Here is a 19,384-nt window from a genome sequence, read left to right on the forward strand (position 1 = left end):
AGACTGGTAAGCCGCGGGGAAGGTCGCCTCGAATCCGTGCCCCGGAAGGTCGACCGCGAGCGAGCGGTGCCCGAGTAGGGCGAGCTCGGCCTGCAGTGGCGCGAACGAGAACGAATTCGCGAAGGCACCATGAACGAAGACGAATGTGAACAGACTTTGCATGCTCAACCTCCTGGAGGACGGTCTGGGGACAAGATCGAGGGCTTAAAAGGGGTTGCGATACGTCTGTCCACGGTCTCGGCGGTGGTGCTCCCCGGCCGGACGCATCAGGCTCCCGGAAGAGGGTGCGGCGGTTTCGAGGTCGTCGACCGTCCCGGACATGAGGGTCCGGATGTGCGCGGTGATGTGATCGGCGGGCCAGTCCCACCAGGCCAGCGCGAGGAGGCGCGCCACGTCCTTCTCCTCGTAGCGGGTGCGCAGGAGCCGGGCCGGGTTGCCGCCGACGATCCCGTAGTCCGGCACGTTCTTGGTGACCACGGAGCCGCTGCCGATGATCGCGCCGTGGCCGATCCGGACGCCGGGCAGGACGGTCGTCCCGTGGCCGAACCAGACGTCGTTGCCGACGACCGTGTCGCCCCGGTTCGGCAGCCCCGCGAGCAGGTCGAAGTGGTCGGCCCAGGAGCCGCCCAGGGTCGGGAAGGGGAAGGTGGAGGGGCCGTCCATGCGGTGGTTGGCGCCGTTCATCAGGAAGCGCACCCCCGTGCCGAGCGCGCAGAACCTGCCGATGATCAGCTTCTCCGGGCCGTAGTGGTACAGCACGTTGCGGGTCTCGAAGGCGGTGGCGTCGTCCGGGTCGTCGTAGTAGGAGTACTCCCCCACCTCGATCAGCGCCGATGTCACCAGCGGCCTGAGCTGCACCACCCTCGGCTGGCCGGGCATCGGGTGGAGCACGGTCGGGTCTGCGGGTACGAGCATGGCAGGCATCCTCACCGTGCGGGAGTGGTTGATTGGGTCTCGGTCGACGGCTGGTCAAGTGGCAGCGGGTGGGAACGCGCGGATCCGAACCACGCGCGAAGAGCCCGGTGTAGGGCCGGGAGGAGGGTGTCGGAGGACTCGCCGACAGGTGCGGCCCAGGCGATGTGGGCGTCCGGACGGATCAGAAGGGCGTCGGCCGGCCGGTCGGCGGTCTCTGCCCGGTGGATGTCGATGCGGTGACCCCATGCGTCGGCGGTATCGCACAGGTCATCACGGCCCGCGAGATCGATGAACAGGGGGCGTGCCGGGCGCATGAGTTCCGCGATGCTGGTGCTGCCCCGGCCGGTGTGCAGCGCGAGGTCGGGTGCGAAGGCCCCGGTCAGGGCGTGCTCGGTGTCGTCGGGCTGTGGGGTGCGAATGTCGGACCCGGCGACCATGGCTCCGATGCGGCGCAGCGACGCCTCGTTGCTGAGCAATTCCTGGAACACCTGGCGAAGCGCCTCCGCGGCAGGGTCGTGTCCGCGGCGCAGGGCCGCCTGCGCGCGGGTGTGCAGCAGCGTCCGTGCCGCTGCGGCGCGCCGTTCGCCGTCATAGGTGTCCAACAGGCCGGGCGGCGCCCAGCCCTGGACTTCGGCGGCCAGTTTCCACGCGAGGTTGACCGCGTCGAGCATGCCGGCGTTGAGTGCGACACCGGTGGCGGGGAACTGGTGGGCTGCGTCGCCCGCCAGCAGGACGCGACCTTGGCGGTAGCTGTCGGCCTGCCGGTCCTGGAACTGGTAGCGCGACAGGCGAAGCGGCTCCCCCAGGGGCAGCTCCGCCCCGAGCACGCGGCGGATGCTGTCCTGGAGGTCGGCCAGGGTCATCGGCGTGTCGTCCGCGTAGGTGGTGTCTTCGTTCTCGGTGGTGGAGATCAGCATCACCTCGGGCGTGAGCCAGCCGAATCCGAACACGCCGTGGTCGGTACGCGTGAAACCTGTACGCAGCCTGCCGAAAGCGGGCACGTCGAGGTCGCCGTTCTCGTGTTGTGAGGCCCCCGTGGCCAAGGCGACCTGGCTCAGACGGTTGACCTCGGGGCAGATGTTTCCCGGGAACCGAATGCCCGCCATGTCCCGCACACGGCTGCGCGAGCCGTCACAGGCGACCAGGTACGGGGCTCGCACCCGGTACGTCCCGTCCGCGCAGCGCACTTCCGCGGAAACCTTCTCCCGGTCCTGGCTGATACCGACGACCTCGTGCCCGCGGCGCACACGGGAACCGAGCTCGGCGGCACGTGCTTCGAGCAGCCGCTCCAGCCGTGGCTGCGGAATCTGGACGGCGTGCATCGGCGCATCCGTGAGCCGAGTGAAGTCCAGATGCACGTTCCCGAACGGGAAGCGAGGGGCGGGGTGCGGGTCGGTACTGACCGCTTGCAGGTCGCCCAGTACGCCCCGGTAGCGCAGCAGGTCCAGGATCTGTCCACCCAGGCCGTTCGCCCGCGGTGTCTCGCGCAGTTGCTGTTGCCGCTCCAGGATCAGGGGCCGCACGCCGGCGGTCCGCAGCTCGTTGGCCAGCATCAGGCCCGTGGGACCTGCGCCCACGATGATCACGTCAGCGTCCACGCACTCTCCTCCAGTCAGAACGGCACGTGCCGTGCTGTTCGTTGAAAGCGTGCCCAGATCGTTGAGTCTTGTCAAGAACGGCACGTGCCGTGCCGCTAGCATGGGAACATGACTACTGCCCGACGCAACGGCCCCGCCCTGACCGAAGCCATCATGCGAACCACTCTGGAACTGGGACAGGAACTCGGCTACGCGAAGCTCAGCATCGAAGCCATCGCCGCCCGAGCCTGCGTCGGCAAGCACACCGTCTACCGCCGATGGCCTTCGAAGGGCGCCCTTCTGCTCGACTCGCTGCTGTCGCTCAGCGAGTCGGCCCTGGACTACCCCCACACGGACGATGTCGTGGCAGACCTGCGCCAGCAGATCTACGAGGCCATCGACCTCCTGGCCGGACCCACCTTCCGGCCGCTCTTCCAGGCCCTGGTCGGAGAAGCCCAGCACGACCCGGGTGTAGCCGCCGCGCTCAACGAACGATTCATCGGCCCACAGGCGAAGAAGACCGTGGCGCGCCTGGAGGCAGCACAGGATGAGGGCCAGCTTTCACCCGACTTCGACCTGGACCTGGCGATGTCCCTGCTCTCCGGCCCGCTGTATTTCCGCCTGCTGATTACACACGAACCACTGACTCGCTCATACGTTGACCGGATCCTCGACGCCCTTTTCGCAGGGATGGCAAAGCGACAATGAGCCGGGCGGACTGCGGGGCGCCTGGCCGCAGTCGCGGGCCGTCGTTGTTCCCGTACACGCCGACCAGGCCCCGAGACGTAGCTCCAGCAGAACGAGGGCGGCGACGCCCACCCTGTCCCCCCCTCTACCCATGGCCGCTGAAGCGGCAGCGCCCACTACGGGTACTCGACGTCGAAGGCCACCTGGCCCGTATCGCCCCGGGCGTCACATTCCAGGTACAACAGCCGTAAGCGCACCCTGCAGGAGAATGAGCGCCAGGACAGCGAAAGTGGTGGCGGTGACCAGACTCATCGTCGTCGCCGCGCGGCGCCCACTGGCCAGCCCTTGGCCCAGCCGGCCGGCGAACAAGCCGATCAGACAGTCCCAGACCAGTCCCATGACGAGGAAGATCAGCCCGAGAGTGAGCAGCTGAGCCCACAGAGGGCCGTTCCCGGTGCTCGTGAAGCGGGGCAGAAAGGCCGCGAAGAACAGCAGAGTCTTCGGGTTGAGCATATTGGTGAGGGCGGCTCGGCGCAGCACCTGGCCTTCGGAGGGTGTCCTCGTCGCGGCGGTCTGCGGCTTCCTTGCCGACCGTGCGGTGGTCACAGCCAGCCATCCGAGGTAGAGCCCGCCGGCCAGCTCCATCACATGCTGAGCGGCGGGGATCGAGCGGAGCAGAGCGGCCAGCCCGAGTGCGGCTGCTGTCACGTGCGCGATCATCCCCAGGGCCATTCCGGTGGCCGAGAGCAGGCCGGCTCGTGGGCCGCGTGCCAGTGCTGTGGCCACGATGAACGCGGAATCGGGCCCGGGAGCGACGGTGATGATCGCAACTGCCGCCAGATAGGCCGGGAGCAGTGTGAGGTCTGGCATGGCTACCTCCTCGCTCGAACGCCACCATCACATGTAACGCCTTAGCAGATGGAAGCACGTTACACCTTCTGCCTGGGTTGCCGCAACGCTCAACTGCCGCTCTACGCGTTACTCTTGTGATATGCCAGTCACCTTCACCGAGCTCCCGCTGGCGGCACTGACGGAACTCGTCAACGCGTGGGGCACGCTGCCGCGTGAAGCGGCCGGCCGCAGAAACGCCCCGTCCCGGCCTGAAAATCTCGCCACAGACCTCGGCCTGCCGACGGGCGTCGAAGCCGAGCTGACGCCCAAGGAACTCACCCGGGCTGCTGACCTCCTGCACCAGATCTTTTCCGCCCAGAACACGGAAGCGTGCGCGCAACGGCTGACCCACCTGCTCGTCGACGTTGGCGCCTGCCCCGCCGTTGAGGCCACCGCCCACGACTCGCTGAGTGCCGTATGGCGCGTCGATGGCCCCGAACAGGCCCTCCTCGCGGCATCGGCGCTCACCCTGCGCCAGTACGTCACCGCCCACGGGACCGAGCGCATCGGCATCTGCACCGGTGATCACTGCGCCGACGTCTACATCGATCGCTCACCAGGCGGCCGGCGCCGCTTCTGCTCGGTCACCTGCCAAAACCGCACACGCGTGGCCACGTTCCGCAGACGCAAAGCAGCCGGCACCGGCTGAGCCGAGCCCAGTCAGGCGAAGAGCACGTCGGGCGCGCAGGGTGTCGACATACGTACCTCCGCGATCCTGCCGTGGCAGATCGTGAGGTCGCCCGGCCGTACTGGTCGGAGACAGCGCCCGAGGCGCATCCGGCCGAAACTCCGGGTTGAGACCGTGTCCTACATGATCAGTTTGAGGAGTCGTTTGTAGCAGCAGAGAGTGCCGCGAGTCCGAGAAGCGCCTGCCGGTTCGGCGTGATGCGAGGTCATCGGGTGCCGATCTTGCGACGCCCAGGCCGCCGTCGGTCGTACGGTCACGAGGATGCACAGTGATGAAAACAGGTCGAGGCTGCCGTCGGCGACGCCCACCAGGATCTCGGCCGTCGGCAGCAGCCGGGCGCCCGTGCTGATACCGGGATGCGCCTCGGCCAGCGCGGCGAACAAGGTGAGCGCGGTCTCGTAGCCGGTGCTCGCGCTGTGGCCGAAGGACACGCTGCCGCTCTCCCCCGCGGCGAAGCCCCTCACGTCCCGCTACAGCCGGTCCGCCTCCTCGCGGAGCGTCGACCCGCGGTCCATCAGCAGCCGGCCGGCCTCGCTGGGCTCCACGGATTGAGTGGTGCGGTCGAGAAGACGTACACCCAACTCCTGTCCTGACCGCCGTATCTGGCGGCTGAGGGCCGGCTGGGCGATGAGTAGGCGTTCCGCGGCCCGGGTGCAATTCCGCTCCTTGGCAACGGTGAGGAAGTAGCGAAGACGACGAAGATCTGTCGTGACACGCACCTGAGCTGACCTGCACTTATATCGGTTCGTTCTGGGCCTGTTGCGAACAGGTCTTTCCCTGCTGCGGTGAAAGGTTCCTAGTGTTCGAGACGTCGGAAAGATGACATCTCGAACGCGAAGAAGGGCCTCACCATGAACCAGCAGGACGTCACCGCAGCCAGCAAGGCAGTCGTTCAGGCGTACATGGACACCCTGATGACGGGAGACATGGATGCACTGCGCGGCTTCTTCACGCCGGAGACCACCTGGACGCTGGCCGGTGATCTCCCGGTTTCGGGCACCTGGACCGGCCCCGAGGAGATCCTCGGTGAGTTCGTCCCGATGATGGTGGCCCGGCTGGTGCCGGAGTCGATGGAGCTCGAGTTCGAGGGACTGATCGGCGAGGGCGAGCGGGTCCTCGCCGAATGGAACACCCGGGCCCTGGCGCGGACGGGCGGCCGCTACGACCAGCACTGCGTGGCAGTCTTCACGATCCGGGAAGGCCGGATCACCTCGGTGCGCGAGTACTTCGACACCCTCCACGCCAAGACCGTTGTCTTCGCCTGACCGCCTCCCCAAAACACCCTGAATCCCCAGAACTCTCTTCCATAGGAGCTGTGAACCATGAAGGCCATGCTGCCCGGATCCGCCACCGACACAGACAAGCCAGTCGTCCTCGGCGAGGTCCCCGAACCCGAGCCCGCCGCAGACGAGGCCGTCGTCGCGGTGGAGGCGTACTCCGTCAACCGCGGCGAGACCTTCCAGCTCGACGGCGGCCTTGATCGCCGCTGGGCAGGATGGCGCCCCGGCAAGGACGTCGCCGGCACCGTCATGCAGGCGGCAGCCGACGGCACCGGCCCCACAGCGGGCACCCGAGTCGTGGCTCATCCCCCCGCCTACGGCTGGGCCGAGCGCGTCACCGTACCCACCGCAAGCCTGGCCGAACTGCCCGAAAACGTCGACGCCGTGACCGCAGCGGCCCTCCCCCTCGCCGGGATCACCGCCCTGCGCCTGCTGCGCGCCGCCGGCCCCCTGGCCGGCCGCCGCGTCCTGCTCACCGGTGCCAGCGGCGGGGTCGGCCACTACCTGACCGAGCTGGCCACCGCCTCCGGTGCCGATCTGACCGCCGTCACCGCGACCGCCGAGCGCGGCGCACGCCTGCTGCAACTCGGGGCCACCGAACTGGTCACCTCGGTGGAAGAGGCGGCGGGCCCATACCAGGTGGTCTTCGAGTCGGTCGGCGGCGCCAGTCTGCCCGCGGCGCTGGCCCAACTGGCTCCGGGCGGACAGCTGGTGTGGTTCGGACAAGCGAGCCGCGAGCCCGTCACCCTCGACTTCTTCGACTTCTTCAAGGGCTCGAACCAGGCTCACATCACGCACTTCGACTACACGACATCCGATGCGACCTACGGCCAGGACCTCGCCGCCCTGGTCCGACTGGTGGCCACCGGCCGTCTGCACCCCGAGATCGGCACTGTCCGCGACTGGGCACATACCGCAGACGTCATCGCGGACCTGCGCGGCCGCGCCATCCGCGGCAACGCCGTCCTGACCATCAGCTGACCCACACGCAAGGTTCGCCGACCTCATCGACCACACCGCACCCCACAGCCATCCCGAGGCGATCCTCATGACCAACACCATCCTGACCGCACTTAGAAGTCCTAACAAAGGCGTTTCACGTGCCGGTGTGTGATGAGACAGGTGGCGAGGCCGAGGAAAGCTTCGTGGATGTCGTCTCGTCGTTCCCATCTGATGCGGAGGCGTCGGAAACCGTGGGATGTCGAGAACGAGTTGTGGGCGGTGATCGAGCCTCTGCTGCCGAAGGTCGAGCCTCGATTCCGACATCCGGGGCGGAAGCGGCATCCGGACCGGCAGGTCTTCCAGGGCATCCTGTTCGTGCTGCACACCGGGTTCGTGGCAGCGGTCGTCATTGCGGGCTTGGCGTGGGTGGGTCGTCAGGGCGACGGGATACGGATGGCGAGCAGTGCGACGTCGTCGTCGTTGTCGGCCGGACGGGCGCGCCGCAGCAGCTCGTCGGCGAATGTGTCCAGGGGCCGGTGGGCGAGGGACGCAGCGTGCCGGCGCAGGTTTTCCATCCCGGTGTCCAGGGGGTGGGTGCGGGACTCGATCAGGCCGTCGGTGTAGAGGATGAGGGTGGCGTCGGGGGGCAGGATGATGTGCGCATCCGTTCGGGCCTGCTTCATGGTGGTACCCAGGAGCAGACCACGGGCCTCGTCCAGGTACCGGGTCAGGCCGTTGTGGTCGACGAGGAGAGGAGACGGGTGGCCGGCGCTGGTCCATCGCAGATGCCACTGCCCGTCGGCGTCCGGCTTGAGCCGCCCGAGGATCATGGTGGCCATGCGGACGTCGGTGATGTGGGGCAGGGCTTGGTCGAGCTCCTCGACGATGCGGTGCGGCGGCCGGTCCTCGGACCAGGCGAACGCGCGCAGCATGTTGCGTACTTGGGCCATGCCCGCCGCGGCCTCGAGGTCGTGTCCGACCACGTCGCCGATGACCAGGGCCGTGTCGCCGGACTGCAGCGGGAAGGCGTCGTACCAGTCTCCGCCGATATGCGACGCGTCGGGCGCAGCCAGGTAGCGAGCGGTCATCGCGACGCCCGGCAGGTGGGGCAGCTGAGGCAGGAGGTAGCGCTGCATGGTCTGGGCGACCTGGGCCTGGCGTTGGAAGTGCCGTCCGTTTTCCAGGGCGAGGCCGACGCGTCGGGCGATGTCTTCCAACAGGGTGAGGTCGTCCGCGGTGAAGTCCTGGTCGCTCGGGTCCGAGCGTCCCAGGGTGAGGGCGCCCACGACCTCCCGGGGACCGCGGATGGGGGCGATGGCGGCTGTTCTGATCCCCGTGGCCTGGAACAGCCTGCGCTGCTCCACGGCGATGCCGGTGTCCGGGGTTCCTTGGTAGGTTTCCGGCCCGGCCAGGTTGGAGGCGACACCGCGCAGGGCCCGGGACAGTGGCATGAGCGAATCCTCGGACACCCGCGGCATGGGGCCCTGGAGGTCCTCGCGTCTGACGAGCTTTCCCCCCTCGGCCTGGACCACCAGATGCCGTGCGACCTCGTCGGCCTCCATGACCAGGTCGATCACGGCCCAGTCCGCGAGACGCGGCAGCATCAGGGCGACCACTCGGTGGAGTGCTTCGTCGACATCGATATTGGAGATCAACTGAGCCGTGGTGTCGGCGAGCAGGGCCAGTCGCTCCAGCGGCGGCAAGGAAGCGGGTGCAGCGAAGCCCGCCTCGATCTGGTCCGTACGGTCGGACATGGCCGCCCCTTTGATGACGCTGACGGGGGCTGCTCGTTTCCGACAGCCGGAACGCTGACCGGCCACGAGAGCCGAAGAGGCATTTGTAGCACGAACGCTGCGGCCGCTGACCCGCCTCTTCCGCCCGACAACGAGCCGGGTATCGGCGCCGATGACGACCTGGTGGTTGGTGGGATACCGCTAGGTCTTGGACTGCTCGGCGATGGTGTGGTCACCGGCGGGCACCAAGGTGCCTCAACGATGAACGCGGTGCCTTTACGGAACCGCCTGCGGGCTGCAGCGCGAGCGACCAACCGAGATCGTCGGTGATGGGGTCGACTGTACCCTCTCGATCGTGGCGGTGACGTGCGCGTCGTCCGTGGCAGGCATTCCATGCAGCCTGGGTCAGCTGTCGCGAGGCGGGGCGGCCTGGAAGGCAATGGCGACCAGATCGTCGTTGAGGGATTCAGCCCAGCGGGCGACGTCTGCCTCGATGAAGGCGACAAGCCCCCAGGGCGACACCGCTCCGGCGGTGCTCGCGCAGTGGTCCTGGAGGCGTTCCCTCAGCGGGTAGAACGTTCCTGCGCGGTTGCGTTGCGGGCCTCGGTAATGCCGTCGGAGTAGGCGATGAGGATGTCGCCGTGGCGCAGAGGGTGCGTGACGGCGTGCGGAGGCCCAGCAAGCAGGTCGCCCATGCCCAGCGGCAGGCTGTGGTCGCTCTCCACAACGGATACGTCGCCGTCTCGGACGATGATCAGGGGCTGATGGCCCCGATCCAGGATACGGACGGCTCGAGCATCGTCGGAGAACTCGAGCAGGACGGCTGTGGCGAAAACCTCCTCCGCAGGTGCCGTGGCCTGGGCGGGCGAGGAAGCCGGCCCGGCGCCCTGTAGAGGGCCCATCGGCGGGTAGTCGCGATCGAGTTGGAGGGCGGCGTCGATGCGCTCGGCCACCTGGCTCAGTGACGGGTGCAGAGGCGCCGCTTCCTGGAAGGTGGAAATGACTGAGGCGACGGTCTGCGTGGCAGCAATGCCCTTGCCCTTGACGTCCCCGACAATCGCCCGCAGGCCGAAAGGGGTAGGCCGGACGCTGTAGAGGTCTCCGCCGATGAGTGCCTCCTCATCGGCCGCTCGGTAGAAGCCTGCCAGGCGCAGCGGCCCGATGCGTTCGGGCAGTGGGCGCAGCAGGGCGAGCTGAACGGATTCAGCGACAGTCTGGACGCGGCGGAAACGGTTCTCGGTCTGCTGGCGAACCATGCACAGCCATGTGGACAGCAGGGTGAGGATGGCTAGAACGATGAGGGAGATGATGGTCAGGGGACCGACATAGTCCTCGCCCATCTGGGTGAGCGTGAGCAACAGGCATCCGGCGGCGCCGGTCGCGAGGACACCGGCCGGGGGGTAGGTGAAAAGAGACAGCACCACGGAGGCCGAGAGCATGGGGCCCAGGGGGTAGCGCGGCGGTGTGAGCTGATCGATGACCAGTGTGGCCACGATGAGCGCAGGTGGTCCCCAGCGTAGCCACTGAGGCGGCCACGGATGCTGCTCGTCCCACTGCCTGTGCTCCAGAGCGGCCCGCCCAGCACCCACGCCGTCTCCCCGTATCTCTCGCTCTGCAGCCCGGCCCTCGCCCCTCAGCCATGGAAAGGCCGAGGGCGGCCGCATCAGGACCGGTCCCGGGCGTCGAGTGGACAAGTTCTCACGTCTTCGCCCCGCAGGGGTGATCCGGCAGCCGCGAGTCAGGAGCGTTCACCGGTGCTAAGGGCTGTCCGGCCGATCATGCCGTTGAGTATGGCGCTGCTCATGAGGGGGCAGTTGCAGACGACCCGCGAGACGGCGATCACGCTGGTACAGGAGGTCATGGATGTTGAGTACGACGAGGACAAGATGGGAGGAGTCCTGGATCAGCTCGGCAGTTTCCTTTCCTGCCCGACTGGCTATGTATCCGATCTGATCTTCTGGCCTAAGGAAAGGCAGGAGTCGACCGCCACGGAGGTGGTTGACCGGGCCCTGGCATACCAGCCGTTCGCACGGTGCCGCGGCTTCAGGTTGTAGCCCGAGGACGAGGGCAGCTGCGGTAACGGTGCCGAGGAAGACGTAGCCGCGCTTGACGAACTGCTCGACTCCTGCGTAATGGTGCTTCCGCACGCCAACGCCGACTTCATGCACCGGGCCGGCTCGGACGACCCCACCGCGGCCGACTTCGACTGACTCTACCGCGGTGACGGACAAGACCACGGCGACCGGGAACGACACGGCCAAACCCCTCGCGGTCCGAGGTCGGCACCCTAGGATGTGGGCCAGCGCGGCCCGGTGTGGCGCTTGGCCGCTCTGAATCGCCGGGCCCCGCCCTGGCCGAGACCCCGGTAACGGCGGCGGGGGCCTGCACCCAACCGTCGCGGTCGGACGCAGGCCCCCAGGTGACGATGACGCCTTGCAGGCCCTGAGCCTGAGCCCGGTGATCGGCTCCGCCGCCGACGACACGAGCGCATGGCACTGCCGTCAGTCCGTCTCGCCGCAAATGGAGTCCAGGGACGGAGGCCAGCGGCAAAGGACTCGTCCTCACCCGTCGGCGCCGGGCGGGTTGCGCCGCCAGTGACCGCATCCGCCAGAGCAGAAGCGTTCTGGGTCGTGCGGTTGCACCTGGGGCTGACTTTGGGGACGGGTCGCAGTCCCTGGGTGCGGTCGTTCTATCCTACGGAGCAGGCCGGTGGGTCTTCGAGCAGCGTGGATGTGCTCGAGGATTTCTGCCGGGTTCCGGGTCCGGGGCGTTTCCTCTTCTGCGACGCCATGGAACGGTCTTGGGCGGTGTTCGGTAGATAGGGGGCTCAAGCAAGTGGAGGGGTGTCTGCTGTGACGCGCTCGGAGGACGGTGAACTCGCCATCCCGTCGGTGGTTATGGACGAATTGTTTACCGCAGACAGGAAGATCGGCCAGGAACTGGCCCGAGTGGACTGGTCGGCGACGCCTCTGGGAGTACCGCAGGACTGGCCACAGAGTCTGCGGACGGCTGTGAGCATCCTGCTTTCGTCGAAGTTCGCCATGTGGATGGCCTGGGGGCCCGAGCTGACGTTCTTCTGCAACGAGGCATACCGCCGGGACACGCTGGGCCAGAAGTACCCCTGGGCACTGGGCCGCCCCTCCAGCGTGGTGTGGTCGGAGATCTGGGGCGACATCGGTCCGCGCATCGACACCGTCCTCACCAGTGGTGAGGCGACCTGGGACGAAGGGCTCCTGCTGTTCCTGGAGCGCTCCGGGTACCTCGAGGAGAGCTACCACACCTTTTCCTACAGTCCTCTGCGCGATGACGACGGCGCCGTGGTGGGCATGCTGTGTGTGGTCAGCGAGGACACGGAGCGGGTCATCGGCGAGCGCCGGATGGCGACTCTGCGCGACCTGGGTTCGGATCCCAGCGTGGTGCGTACCGAGCTGGAGATGCTCGACTTCGTCGCTGAGCAGCTCAGCCACAACGCGTACGACCTCCCTTTTACCCTGACCTATCTCTTCCAGGAGGACGGCAGCGCTCGTCTCGCCTCGGTCACAGGACCGGTGTCCGCTCATCCGGCGGCTGCGGAGAGCCTTCCCGCAAGCTCCACTTCGCCATGGCCGGCCGACGCCGCAGCCCGCGGCGAGTCGTCGCTGGTGTCCCTCGACGCCGAGCCGCTCACTGGGCTGCCCTCCGGCGCGTGGGAGGAGTCACCCGCCCATGCCCTTGTCGTTCCTCTGCTCCAGCAGGGCGGAGACCCGTACGGGTTCATGGTGGCGGGCCTGAATCGTTACCGCGCGCTGGACGGGGATTACCGGGGCTTCGTAGAGCTGGTCGCCGGTCATGTGGCCAACGGGATCGCCAGCGCCCGCAGCTACCAGGCGCAGCAGCGCCGCGCTGAGGAGCTCGCGGAACTGGACCGGGCCAAGACCACGTTCTTCTCCAACATCAGCCACGAGTTCCGCACCCCTTTGACCCTGATCATGGGTCCGGTCCAAGAGCTGCGGCAGCAGCTCTTGGACGCGGAGCCGCGCGTGCGCGAGGAACTGGAGGCCATTCACCGCAACGGGCTGCGGCTGGGCAAGCTGGTCAACATGCTCCTGGATTTCTCCCGCATCGAGGCGGGCCGGATGCAGGCGAGCTACGAACCGGTCGACCTGGCCACGGTGACCGGTGCGCTGGCGAGTGTCTTCCGCTCCGCCGTCGAGCACGCCGGCCTGGACTTCCGTGTCGAGTGCGAGCCCCTGCCCGAGGAGGTGTACGTCGACCGTGGCATGTGGGAGAAGGTGATCCTCAACCTGCTGAGCAACGCGCTGAAGTTCACCTTCGACGGCTCGATCCGCGTACGTGTGGGCGTCGAGGACGGCGAGGCCGTGGTGACGGTCGCGGACACCGGGATCGGAGTGGCGGCCGAGGAGATGCCGCGGCTGTTCGAACGGTTCCACCGCATCGAGAACGCCCGCTCCCGCTCCAACGAGGGCAGCGGGATCGGCCTGGCCCTGGTGAAGGAACTGGTCAGCCTGCACGGCGGTTCCATCACCGCCTCCTCCACCCAGGGGAAGGGCACCGACTTCACCATCCGGCTGCCGTTCGGCTCCGCCCATCTGCCCGTCGAGGCTGTGCGGACGAAGACGGGCGCCGACGCTTTCCCCGCCACCGCCGACCCGTTCGTACAAGAGGCCCTGCGCTGGCTGCCGGTCGAACACACCAGCGTAGCGGCCGGTGAACCGCAGAGCGTGTCCCCCGCCGACGACAAGATCCAGGCGAGCCGTCTGCCGGCCCCAGCGCGGATCATGATCGCCGACGACAACGCCGACATGCGCGAGTACCTGACCCGGCTCCTGCAGGGCGCCGGTTACCAGGTCCACGCGGTCAACGACGGACGGGAGGCCCTCGACACCATCCGGGCCGACGTTTTCGACCTCGTGGTCAGCGACGTCATGATGCCCCGGATGAACGGCCTGGACCTGGTCAGCGCGTTGCGCGCGGACCAGAGCACTGCCTCGGTGCCGGTGATTCTCCTGTCCGCCCGCGCCGGGCAGGAGGCCTCGTCAAGCCGTTCGCCGCGGCGGAGCTCCTCGCCCGGGTCGAGGCCAACGTGAAGATGGCCCGGTTGCGCAACCACCACGCCCGTTGGCGTACCGCACTGATCGACTCGCTTCAGGAAGCCTTCTTCGTCTGCGACGAGGACGGCGCGGTCATCGAGATCAACTCCTCTTTCACCACCATCCTCGGGTACGGTCCCGAAGACCTGCCCTACCAGCCGATCCACCCTTGGTGGCCGGAGGCAGCCACCGACCCCGAGGCCCACCGTCAAGTCGCCGAGGCCTTTGCCACACTGACCGGCCAGAAGCGCGGCAGCTACACCATCCCCGTCACTCATCGTGACGGACATCGTCTTTGGGTGACGGCCACGTTCAACCAGGTCCAGGATCCCGAGACCGACCGCACCGTGATCGTCGGAACCTTCCGCGACGTCAGCGCCGAGCACTTCGCCATCCAGCGCGAAACCGCGCTGGCCGCCTTGAGTACACGTCTGTCTCAGGCGCTCAGCCTGCCCGACGCCGTTGAAGGCTCTCTTGAGGAACTGAAGAAGCTGTGGCGTGCCCGGCAGGTGGCGGCCGTGCTCTTCGGTTCCGGTGACGAGCCCGCCCTCACCTGCACCGATACCTCCGTCACCTGGCGGAATCTGTGCGCCGAGCGCCGGCAGGTGCTGACCGGCCTGCGTGAACACCCGGCGCTCACCGCCTTTCCTGGCCAGGGCGAGGCTAACGTTGTCCTGGAACACCCCGAAGGCACTCTGGTGTTGTGGATCGACCTGGGCGAACAGCGCCCCTTCACCGGCGAGGACCAGCTCCTGCTGTCCCTCCTGGCCGGCCACATTGCCCAAGGCCTGGTCCGCGCGCACCAGATCGACCAGCAGCGCGAGACCGCCATCGCCCTGCAGCGCGCCATCCTTGGCCCCTCCCGTCTGCCCGACGGCTTCGCCGTACGTTACGAGCCAGCCACCCGGCCCCTGGAGGTCGGCGGCGACTGGTACGACACCATCGCCCTTCCCGACGGCCGCATCGGCATCGTCGTCGGCGACTGCGTCGGCCGCGGTCTGGAAGCCGCCAGCGTCATGGGCCAGTTGCGCAGCGCCTGCCGCGCTCTGCTGTTGCAGAACGCCGGCCCGTCCCAGGCGCTCACGGCCCTGGACCAGTTCGCCGCCGGTGTCCCCGGCGCGGTGTGCACCACTGTCTTCTGCGGGGTCCTCGATACCGAATCCGGTCAGCTCACCTACTCCAGCGCCGGGCATCCGCCCGGCATCCTCGTCCAGCCCGACGGCACCGTCGGCCTTCTGGAGGACGGGCGCTCGCTGCCGCTGGCCGTCCGTCCCGGTAGCCCGCGCCCCGAGGGAAGCTGCACCATCTCGGCTCGATCCACCCTGCTGCTGTACACCGACGGGCTCGTCGAACGTCGCCGCCGCCCGCTCAGCGTGGGCATCGACCAGGCGGGCGAGGCACTCCAGGCCGGCCGGGACACAGCAGTCGACGACCTTGCCGCCGATGTCATGTCGCACTTGGCGCCCGCAGGCGGCTACGACGACGACGTCGCCCTGCTCCTCTACCGGCACCCGGCCCCGCTGGAAATGTCATTCCCCGCGGAATCGGGACAACTCGCTCCCGTCCGCAAGGCGCTGCGCAGCTGGCTCGACCAGTGCGACCTGCCCCCGGGCACCGTGCAGAACGTCCTCGTGGCGGCGGGTGAGGCCTGTGCCAATGCCATCGAACACGGCCACCGCGACGCTCCCGGCGACACCGTGTACTTCCGTGCCGAGGCGTCCGTCGGCAACCTGAGCCTCACCATCGCCGACACCGGGCGGTGGAAGGTGCCGCAGCCCGAGCTCAACGCACACCGCGGCCGAGGCATGGGGCTGATGCGGGCCCTGATGCAGCAGGTCACTGTCACTCAAAGCCCGACCGGGACCATCGTCGACATGCACACGAGGATCGCCTGATGACTACGCCCCTGACCCTCACTCCCGGCCGGCGGCTGGATGGAACGGCCATGCTGACCGTGGTCGGCGAGATCGACATGAGCAACACCGAGAGTCTGGCTGCCGCGCTCGACAGCGCACCGGGCCCCCTGGTCCTGGACCTCACCGACTGCGAGTACCTCGACAGCGCCGGCCTGAGCATCTTGTTCCCCCACGCCGACCGCCTCGAACTCATCGCAGGTCCTCTCCTGGCTCCGGTCCTGACGATCTCCGGCCTGACCGACCTCACCACGCGCCACTGAGGACTTCCCTCAGTGCGCGGCCTGTTCGCCTCACGACACGACCATTCCGTCATGGGGCGGACGGGCTCCCCACGACACCGGAACAGGTCGAGTTGCATGGCGGCCAAAACGCCTCATGGCGTGAGTCGCAGCCCACAGTGAACCAAAGAGGGCCATTTGCCCGAATTTATCTTGCTCTGATGAGTGGTTGGGCTGATGAGATCACCCAAGCCGGATGGAAGCTGACCCAGTCCGCATACCGCTCCGCGAAGAACGCCTTTTATCCTGGGTGTCATCGAAAATCCTAGGCGGAGGAAACCGAGAATGTTCACGGTAGACGTCAGGCGGGACACGCGGTGAGTGATATTCACTCTGCACGGAGATCTCGACTTCCACAGCGTGGTGCAGCTATATGAGGCCGAGGACAAGGAACTGTCCGGGGAACAGGAAGCAGGGGCGGTTGTGGTCGACTGCTCCCGCCTCACGTACTGCGACTCCACTGGCATCAGCGCACTGCTGAAGCTGCACAGCCAACTGTCCGCGCGTGGCGGGGTTCTGTGCCTGTCGGCAGTGCCCGCCTTCCTCGACCGCCTGTTCGCGCTGACCGGGCTGAACCAGGTCTTCTGCCTGAAAACCGATACCGAAGACGCCCTGAACACGCCCAGGGCCGCTCCCGGTACTGTTACGGCCGGCGCCGACCCCACGGCATGGGCCGGCAAGGAGCACGACAGATGACGGGCGTGCCGGACCAGCAGGCATATCCGTCCGCCCAGGCATCTCCGGTAGGTACCGATGCCTCAGGCACGGACCGTGATCTGCGGGCCCTTTTCGGGCGGTCCATGGCCGTCTTCGCCTCCATGGCGGGCCCGGCACACATGCTGGAGACTGCGAACCCGGCCTTCTTCGCCGCGATCGGCGGGCTTGCACGCACCCGCACCGACGTGCCACTGGGTCAGCTGATGCCGGAGCTCGCCGAACAGGGTTTCATCACGCTGCTGGACCGGGTCTACCGCACAGCTGAAACCTATACCGGCCGGGACGCCCGCGTAGTCCTGGGCGAAGGCGCGAAGGCCCGTGAGGCATTCTTCGACTTCACCTACGAGCCCCGTCTGGACGTCGCCGGCAATGTCATCGGCGTACGCATGATCGGGGTGGAGACCACCCAGGTCAAACACGCGCAGCGGCTGACGGCCGAGCACCGTGCGCTACTGGAACAGATAGCCCGCCAGGCGCCCCTGTCGGAAGTACTCGAAGGCATGGCCCGCGCGATCGAGGACCTGATGCCTGAGGAAATGCTGGTGTCCGTCCTGCTCGCGGACGCCGACGGCCGTCATCTGCGCCACGGCGCCGCACCGAGTCTGCCCGACTTCTACAACCAGGCCATCGACGGCATCGCCACAGGCGAGGGCGTGGGCTCCTGCGGCACAGCCGCACACCGCCGCCGGCCCGTGCTCGTCACCGACATCGCCACCGACCCCTTGTGGGACGATTACCGCGGCCTTGCCGAGAGGGTCGGCCTGGCCGCCTGCTGGTCCACCCCTATCCTGGCGGGCGACGGGTCACTGCTGGGCACCTTCGCCATGTACCACCGCGTCCCCCGCTCGCCGCAGGAGGCCGACCTCGCGGTCGCCCAGCTATTCGCCGACACCGCCGCCCTGGCCATCGAACGCCACCAGGTCGAACAGGCATACTGGGCCGCCGAGGTCCGCGAGAAGGCCGCCCGCGACGACCTGGCCTTCCTCCTGAACGCCAGCACCACCTTGAGCGCCGAGCTCGATGCCGTCCACACGCTCCGACGCCTGGCCGACGCCTGCACCCCGCGCCTGGCACCCCTGTGCGCGATCGACGTCATCGAGGCCGGCCGGGTGCACCGCGTGGCAACCACCGCCCTCTCCCAGACCCAGCAGGACCTGCTCGCCGCCCACACCCCCGCCCACGACGCCGACGACCCCATCAGCCGTGTTCTCGCCTCCGGGATGACCGAGGTCGCCCGTCGCGCCCCCACTGGCTCCGCCCCCTGGCAGGACCTCGGTGTCACCGGCTACTTGTGCGTCCCGCTCCTCGACCGCGGCAACACCTTCGGCACGGTGACGCTGCTGTCCACCGACGGACACGTCTTCGACGGGCACACCATCGCTCTGGCCGAAGAGCTGGTCGCCCGTGCTGCCCTGGCTGCACGTAACGCCCGGCAGTACACCCACCGCGCCGCTCTCGCCCGCGACCTACAGGCCGGGCTCCTCCTGCCCGACCTGCCCCACGTTCCCGGGGCGGAAGTGGCCACCTACTACCACCCGGCCGGCGAAGGGCTCGACGTCGGCGGTGACTTCTATGACGTCTTTCCCCTGGAGGGAGACCAGTGGGCGTTCATGCTCGGCGACGTGTGCGGGCGCGGCGCCATCGCTGCCACCACCACCGCCCTGGTCCGCCACACCGCCCGCGCCGTCGCCCCCCTCGTCCCCGGCCCCGAGGCCGTCGTCCAAGCGGTCAACCAAGCCCTGATCAATCGGCCAGCCGGACACGGCACCGGCTTCGTCACCCTCATCTACGGGCAGCTCACCCCCACCCCCAACGGGCCTGGACATCGAACTCGTCCGCGCCGGCCACACTCTCCCCCTCCACCTGGACACCCACCACACCGCCCGCACCATCGACACGCCCGGAATCCTCCTGGGCATCGGTCCCCAGATCCACCTCGAACCTCGCAGCCTGCACCTGCACCCGAACGAGAGCCTGATGCTCTACACCGACGGCATCACCGAAGCACGCCGACACGACGACGAACTCTTCGGCGACGAACGCCTCGCCGAAGCTTTGACGAACACACCGGACAAACCCACCCCGCAGCAACTGATCAACGCCGTCACGCAAGCCGCATACGCTTTCACCGGCGGCCACGGCATCGACGACGACCAGGCCATACTCGTCCTCACCGCCAACGAACCCGGCTGAGCACTCCGGACGGCCTCACGGCTCGAACGCGGTTAGTGACCTGAGCCGGGGATTCGCTGGCAGTAGATGGCTATTCTGTCGAGGATGCGGCGCCGCCCCCAGGCGAGCTGATCGAACGCGGTCGACAGTTGCGGCCTCTACCCGCCGAAGACCGTGCTGTACGCCTGCTGACCTTGCTGGATGGTCGTGGTCAGGGCGGCCGGTGCGGCGCCGATCTGGGTGAGCCGGCCCATGACGGCGTCGTACGCGGTGCGGAGGCGTTCGGGCTCGGCGGTCTCGCTGCCGGCTTCCTCACCGGGGAGTTCGGCGTCACGGATGGGTTCGGCCTGCTGTGCGGGTTCGGGGCCGTAGGTCGGGGCGATCTGCTGGACCAGGGCCGCGAACTCGCGCAGGGCGGTGGGGTCGAAGGCGTTGTTGTGGTTGTGCTGCTCGACCCGGGCCTGGGAACCGGCGAGCAGGTTGGTGCCGGTGATGTTA

General features: G+C 68.0%; 16 protein-coding genes and 3 pseudogenes. 11 read left to right on the forward strand and 8 right to left on the reverse strand.

Annotated features, from left to right (window positions below):
• The 3 genes from BLW14_RS00005 to BLW14_RS00015 all read right to left on the reverse strand — a co-directional run.
• Positions 1-162 (reverse strand): alpha/beta fold hydrolase (locus BLW14_RS00005; protein ID WP_143051983.1); only part of this gene is annotated, 162 nt, incomplete at its 3' end.
• Between the two features lie 42 nt (positions 163-204).
• Positions 205-915 carry a CatB-related O-acetyltransferase gene (locus BLW14_RS00010; RefSeq protein WP_256332598.1) on the reverse strand — a complete coding sequence of 237 codons (711 nt, stop codon included), beginning with the start codon at positions 913-915 and terminating at the stop codon, positions 205-207.
• An 11-nt stretch (positions 916-926) separates the two neighbouring features.
• Entirely contained in the window at positions 927-2,513 is a 1,587-nt protein-coding gene (locus BLW14_RS00015) for an FAD-dependent monooxygenase (protein WP_218137673.1), read from the reverse strand.
• Positions 2,514-2,621: 108 nt separating this feature from the next.
• Here BLW14_RS00015 and BLW14_RS00020 point away from each other — a divergent pair, with 108 nt between their 5' ends.
• Positions 2,622-3,200, forward strand: a complete 579-nt coding sequence (locus BLW14_RS00020; RefSeq protein WP_093703114.1) for a TetR/AcrR family transcriptional regulator — start codon at positions 2,622-2,624, stop codon at positions 3,198-3,200.
• Positions 3,201-3,404: 204 nt separating this feature from the next.
• On the opposite strand, the gene BLW14_RS00025 is transcribed toward BLW14_RS00020, so the two are convergent.
• Positions 3,405-4,049: a LysE family translocator gene (locus BLW14_RS00025; RefSeq protein WP_093703116.1), complete on the reverse strand. Its 645-nt coding sequence runs from the start codon at positions 4,047-4,049 to the stop codon at positions 3,405-3,407.
• Positions 4,050-4,170: 121 nt separating this feature from the next.
• On the opposite strand from BLW14_RS00025, the gene BLW14_RS00030 reads away from it, so the two are divergent.
• A complete protein-coding gene (locus tag BLW14_RS00030; RefSeq protein ID WP_093703118.1) occupies positions 4,171-4,719 on the forward strand; it encodes a CGNR zinc finger domain-containing protein in 549 nt (182 codons plus the stop codon).
• A 158-nt stretch (positions 4,720-4,877) separates the two neighbouring features.
• On the opposite strand, the gene BLW14_RS34765 is transcribed toward BLW14_RS00030, so the two are convergent.
• Positions 4,878-5,189 carry a hypothetical protein gene (locus BLW14_RS34765; RefSeq protein WP_218137674.1) on the reverse strand — a complete coding sequence of 104 codons (312 nt, stop codon included), beginning with the start codon at positions 5,187-5,189 and terminating at the stop codon, positions 4,878-4,880.
• Positions 5,190-5,228: 39 nt separating this feature from the next.
• A complete protein-coding gene (locus BLW14_RS34770) occupies positions 5,229-5,477 on the reverse strand; it encodes a LysR family transcriptional regulator (protein ID WP_218137675.1) in 249 nt (82 codons plus the stop codon).
• Positions 5,478-5,609: 132 nt separating this feature from the next.
• Here BLW14_RS34770 and BLW14_RS00040 point away from each other — a divergent pair, with 132 nt between their 5' ends.
• The 3 genes and pseudogenes from BLW14_RS00040 to BLW14_RS00050 form a co-directional block, all read left to right on the forward strand.
• Positions 5,610-6,023 carry a nuclear transport factor 2 family protein gene (locus tag BLW14_RS00040; RefSeq protein ID WP_093703120.1) on the forward strand — a complete coding sequence of 138 codons (414 nt, stop codon included), beginning with the start codon at positions 5,610-5,612 and terminating at the stop codon, positions 6,021-6,023.
• Positions 6,024-6,080: 57 nt separating this feature from the next.
• A complete protein-coding gene (locus BLW14_RS00045; RefSeq protein WP_093703122.1) occupies positions 6,081-7,019 on the forward strand; it encodes a zinc-binding dehydrogenase in 939 nt (312 codons plus the stop codon).
• 192 nt (positions 7,020-7,211) lie between these two features.
• Positions 7,212-7,370: pseudogene (locus tag BLW14_RS00050) on the forward strand (transposase); the annotation flags it as partial.
• Positions 7,371-7,414: 44 nt separating this feature from the next.
• On the opposite strand, the gene BLW14_RS00055 reads toward BLW14_RS00050, so the two are convergent.
• Both BLW14_RS00055 and BLW14_RS00060 read right to left on the reverse strand, forming a co-directional pair.
• Positions 7,415-8,734 carry a PP2C family protein-serine/threonine phosphatase gene (locus BLW14_RS00055; protein WP_093703123.1) on the reverse strand — a complete coding sequence of 440 codons (1,320 nt, stop codon included), beginning with the start codon at positions 8,732-8,734 and terminating at the stop codon, positions 7,415-7,417.
• A gap of 542 nt (positions 8,735-9,276) precedes the next feature.
• The gene (locus BLW14_RS00060; protein WP_256332599.1) at positions 9,277-10,206 is read right to left on the reverse strand and encodes a PP2C family protein-serine/threonine phosphatase; all 930 of its coding nucleotides are present in this window, start codon (positions 10,204-10,206) and stop codon (positions 9,277-9,279) included.
• A gap of 297 nt (positions 10,207-10,503) precedes the next feature.
• On the opposite strand from BLW14_RS00060, the gene BLW14_RS00065 reads away from it, so the two are divergent.
• From BLW14_RS00065 to BLW14_RS34835, 6 genes and pseudogenes are all read left to right on the forward strand, one after another.
• Positions 10,504-10,767: an e9imm peptide gene (locus tag BLW14_RS00065; RefSeq protein ID WP_256332600.1), complete on the forward strand. Its 264-nt coding sequence runs from the start codon at positions 10,504-10,506 to the stop codon at positions 10,765-10,767.
• 843 nt (positions 10,768-11,610) lie between these two features.
• Positions 11,611-15,698, forward strand: a pseudogene (locus BLW14_RS00070) (SpoIIE family protein phosphatase).
• Positions 15,698-15,979 (forward strand): STAS domain-containing protein, encoded by a 282-nt coding sequence (locus tag BLW14_RS00075; protein ID WP_093703125.1) that lies wholly within the window; start codon positions 15,698-15,700, stop codon positions 15,977-15,979. Before BLW14_RS00070 ends, BLW14_RS00075 begins: the two are co-directional and overlap by 1 nt.
• Positions 15,980-16,318: 339 nt before the next feature.
• The gene (locus BLW14_RS00080; protein ID WP_093703127.1) at positions 16,319-16,693 is read left to right on the forward strand and encodes an STAS domain-containing protein; all 375 of its coding nucleotides are present in this window, start codon (positions 16,319-16,321) and stop codon (positions 16,691-16,693) included.
• A 545-nt stretch (positions 16,694-17,238) separates the two neighbouring features.
• Positions 17,239-18,459, forward strand: a pseudogene (locus BLW14_RS00085) (GAF domain-containing protein); the annotation flags it as partial.
• A gap of 118 nt (positions 18,460-18,577) precedes the next feature.
• On the forward strand, positions 18,578-18,907 hold the full coding sequence (locus tag BLW14_RS34835; RefSeq protein ID WP_256332968.1) for a PP2C family protein-serine/threonine phosphatase: 330 nt from the start codon (positions 18,578-18,580) through the stop codon (positions 18,905-18,907).
• Positions 18,908-19,384 lie beyond the last annotated feature (477 nt).

Origin of the sequence: Streptomyces sp. 2131.1 (assembly GCF_900105515.1) — a bacterium.
Taxonomy (GTDB): Bacteria; Actinomycetota; Actinomycetes; order Streptomycetales; family Streptomycetaceae; genus Streptomyces; species Streptomyces drozdowiczii.

Coding starts and splice junctions, on each gene's coding strand:
- BLW14_RS00010 (WP_256332598.1), bottom strand. CDS start 915: ATGCTCGTACCCGCAGACCCGACCGTGCTCCACCCGATGCCCGGCCAG.
- BLW14_RS00020 (WP_093703114.1), top strand. CDS start 2,622: ATGACTACTGCCCGACGCAACGGCCCCGCCCTGACCGAAGCCATCATG.
- BLW14_RS00025 (WP_093703116.1), bottom strand. CDS start 4,049: ATGCCAGACCTCACACTGCTCCCGGCCTATCTGGCGGCAGTTGCGATC.
- BLW14_RS00030 (WP_093703118.1), top strand. CDS start 4,171: ATGCCAGTCACCTTCACCGAGCTCCCGCTGGCGGCACTGACGGAACTC.
- BLW14_RS00040 (WP_093703120.1), top strand. CDS start 5,610: ATGAACCAGCAGGACGTCACCGCAGCCAGCAAGGCAGTCGTTCAGGCG.
- BLW14_RS00045 (WP_093703122.1), top strand. CDS start 6,081: ATGAAGGCCATGCTGCCCGGATCCGCCACCGACACAGACAAGCCAGTC.
- BLW14_RS00055 (WP_093703123.1), bottom strand. CDS start 8,734: ATGTCCGACCGTACGGACCAGATCGAGGCGGGCTTCGCTGCACCCGCT.
- BLW14_RS00065 (WP_256332600.1), top strand. CDS start 10,504: ATGGCGCTGCTCATGAGGGGGCAGTTGCAGACGACCCGCGAGACGGCG.
- BLW14_RS00075 (WP_093703125.1), top strand. CDS start 15,698: ATGACTACGCCCCTGACCCTCACTCCCGGCCGGCGGCTGGATGGAACG.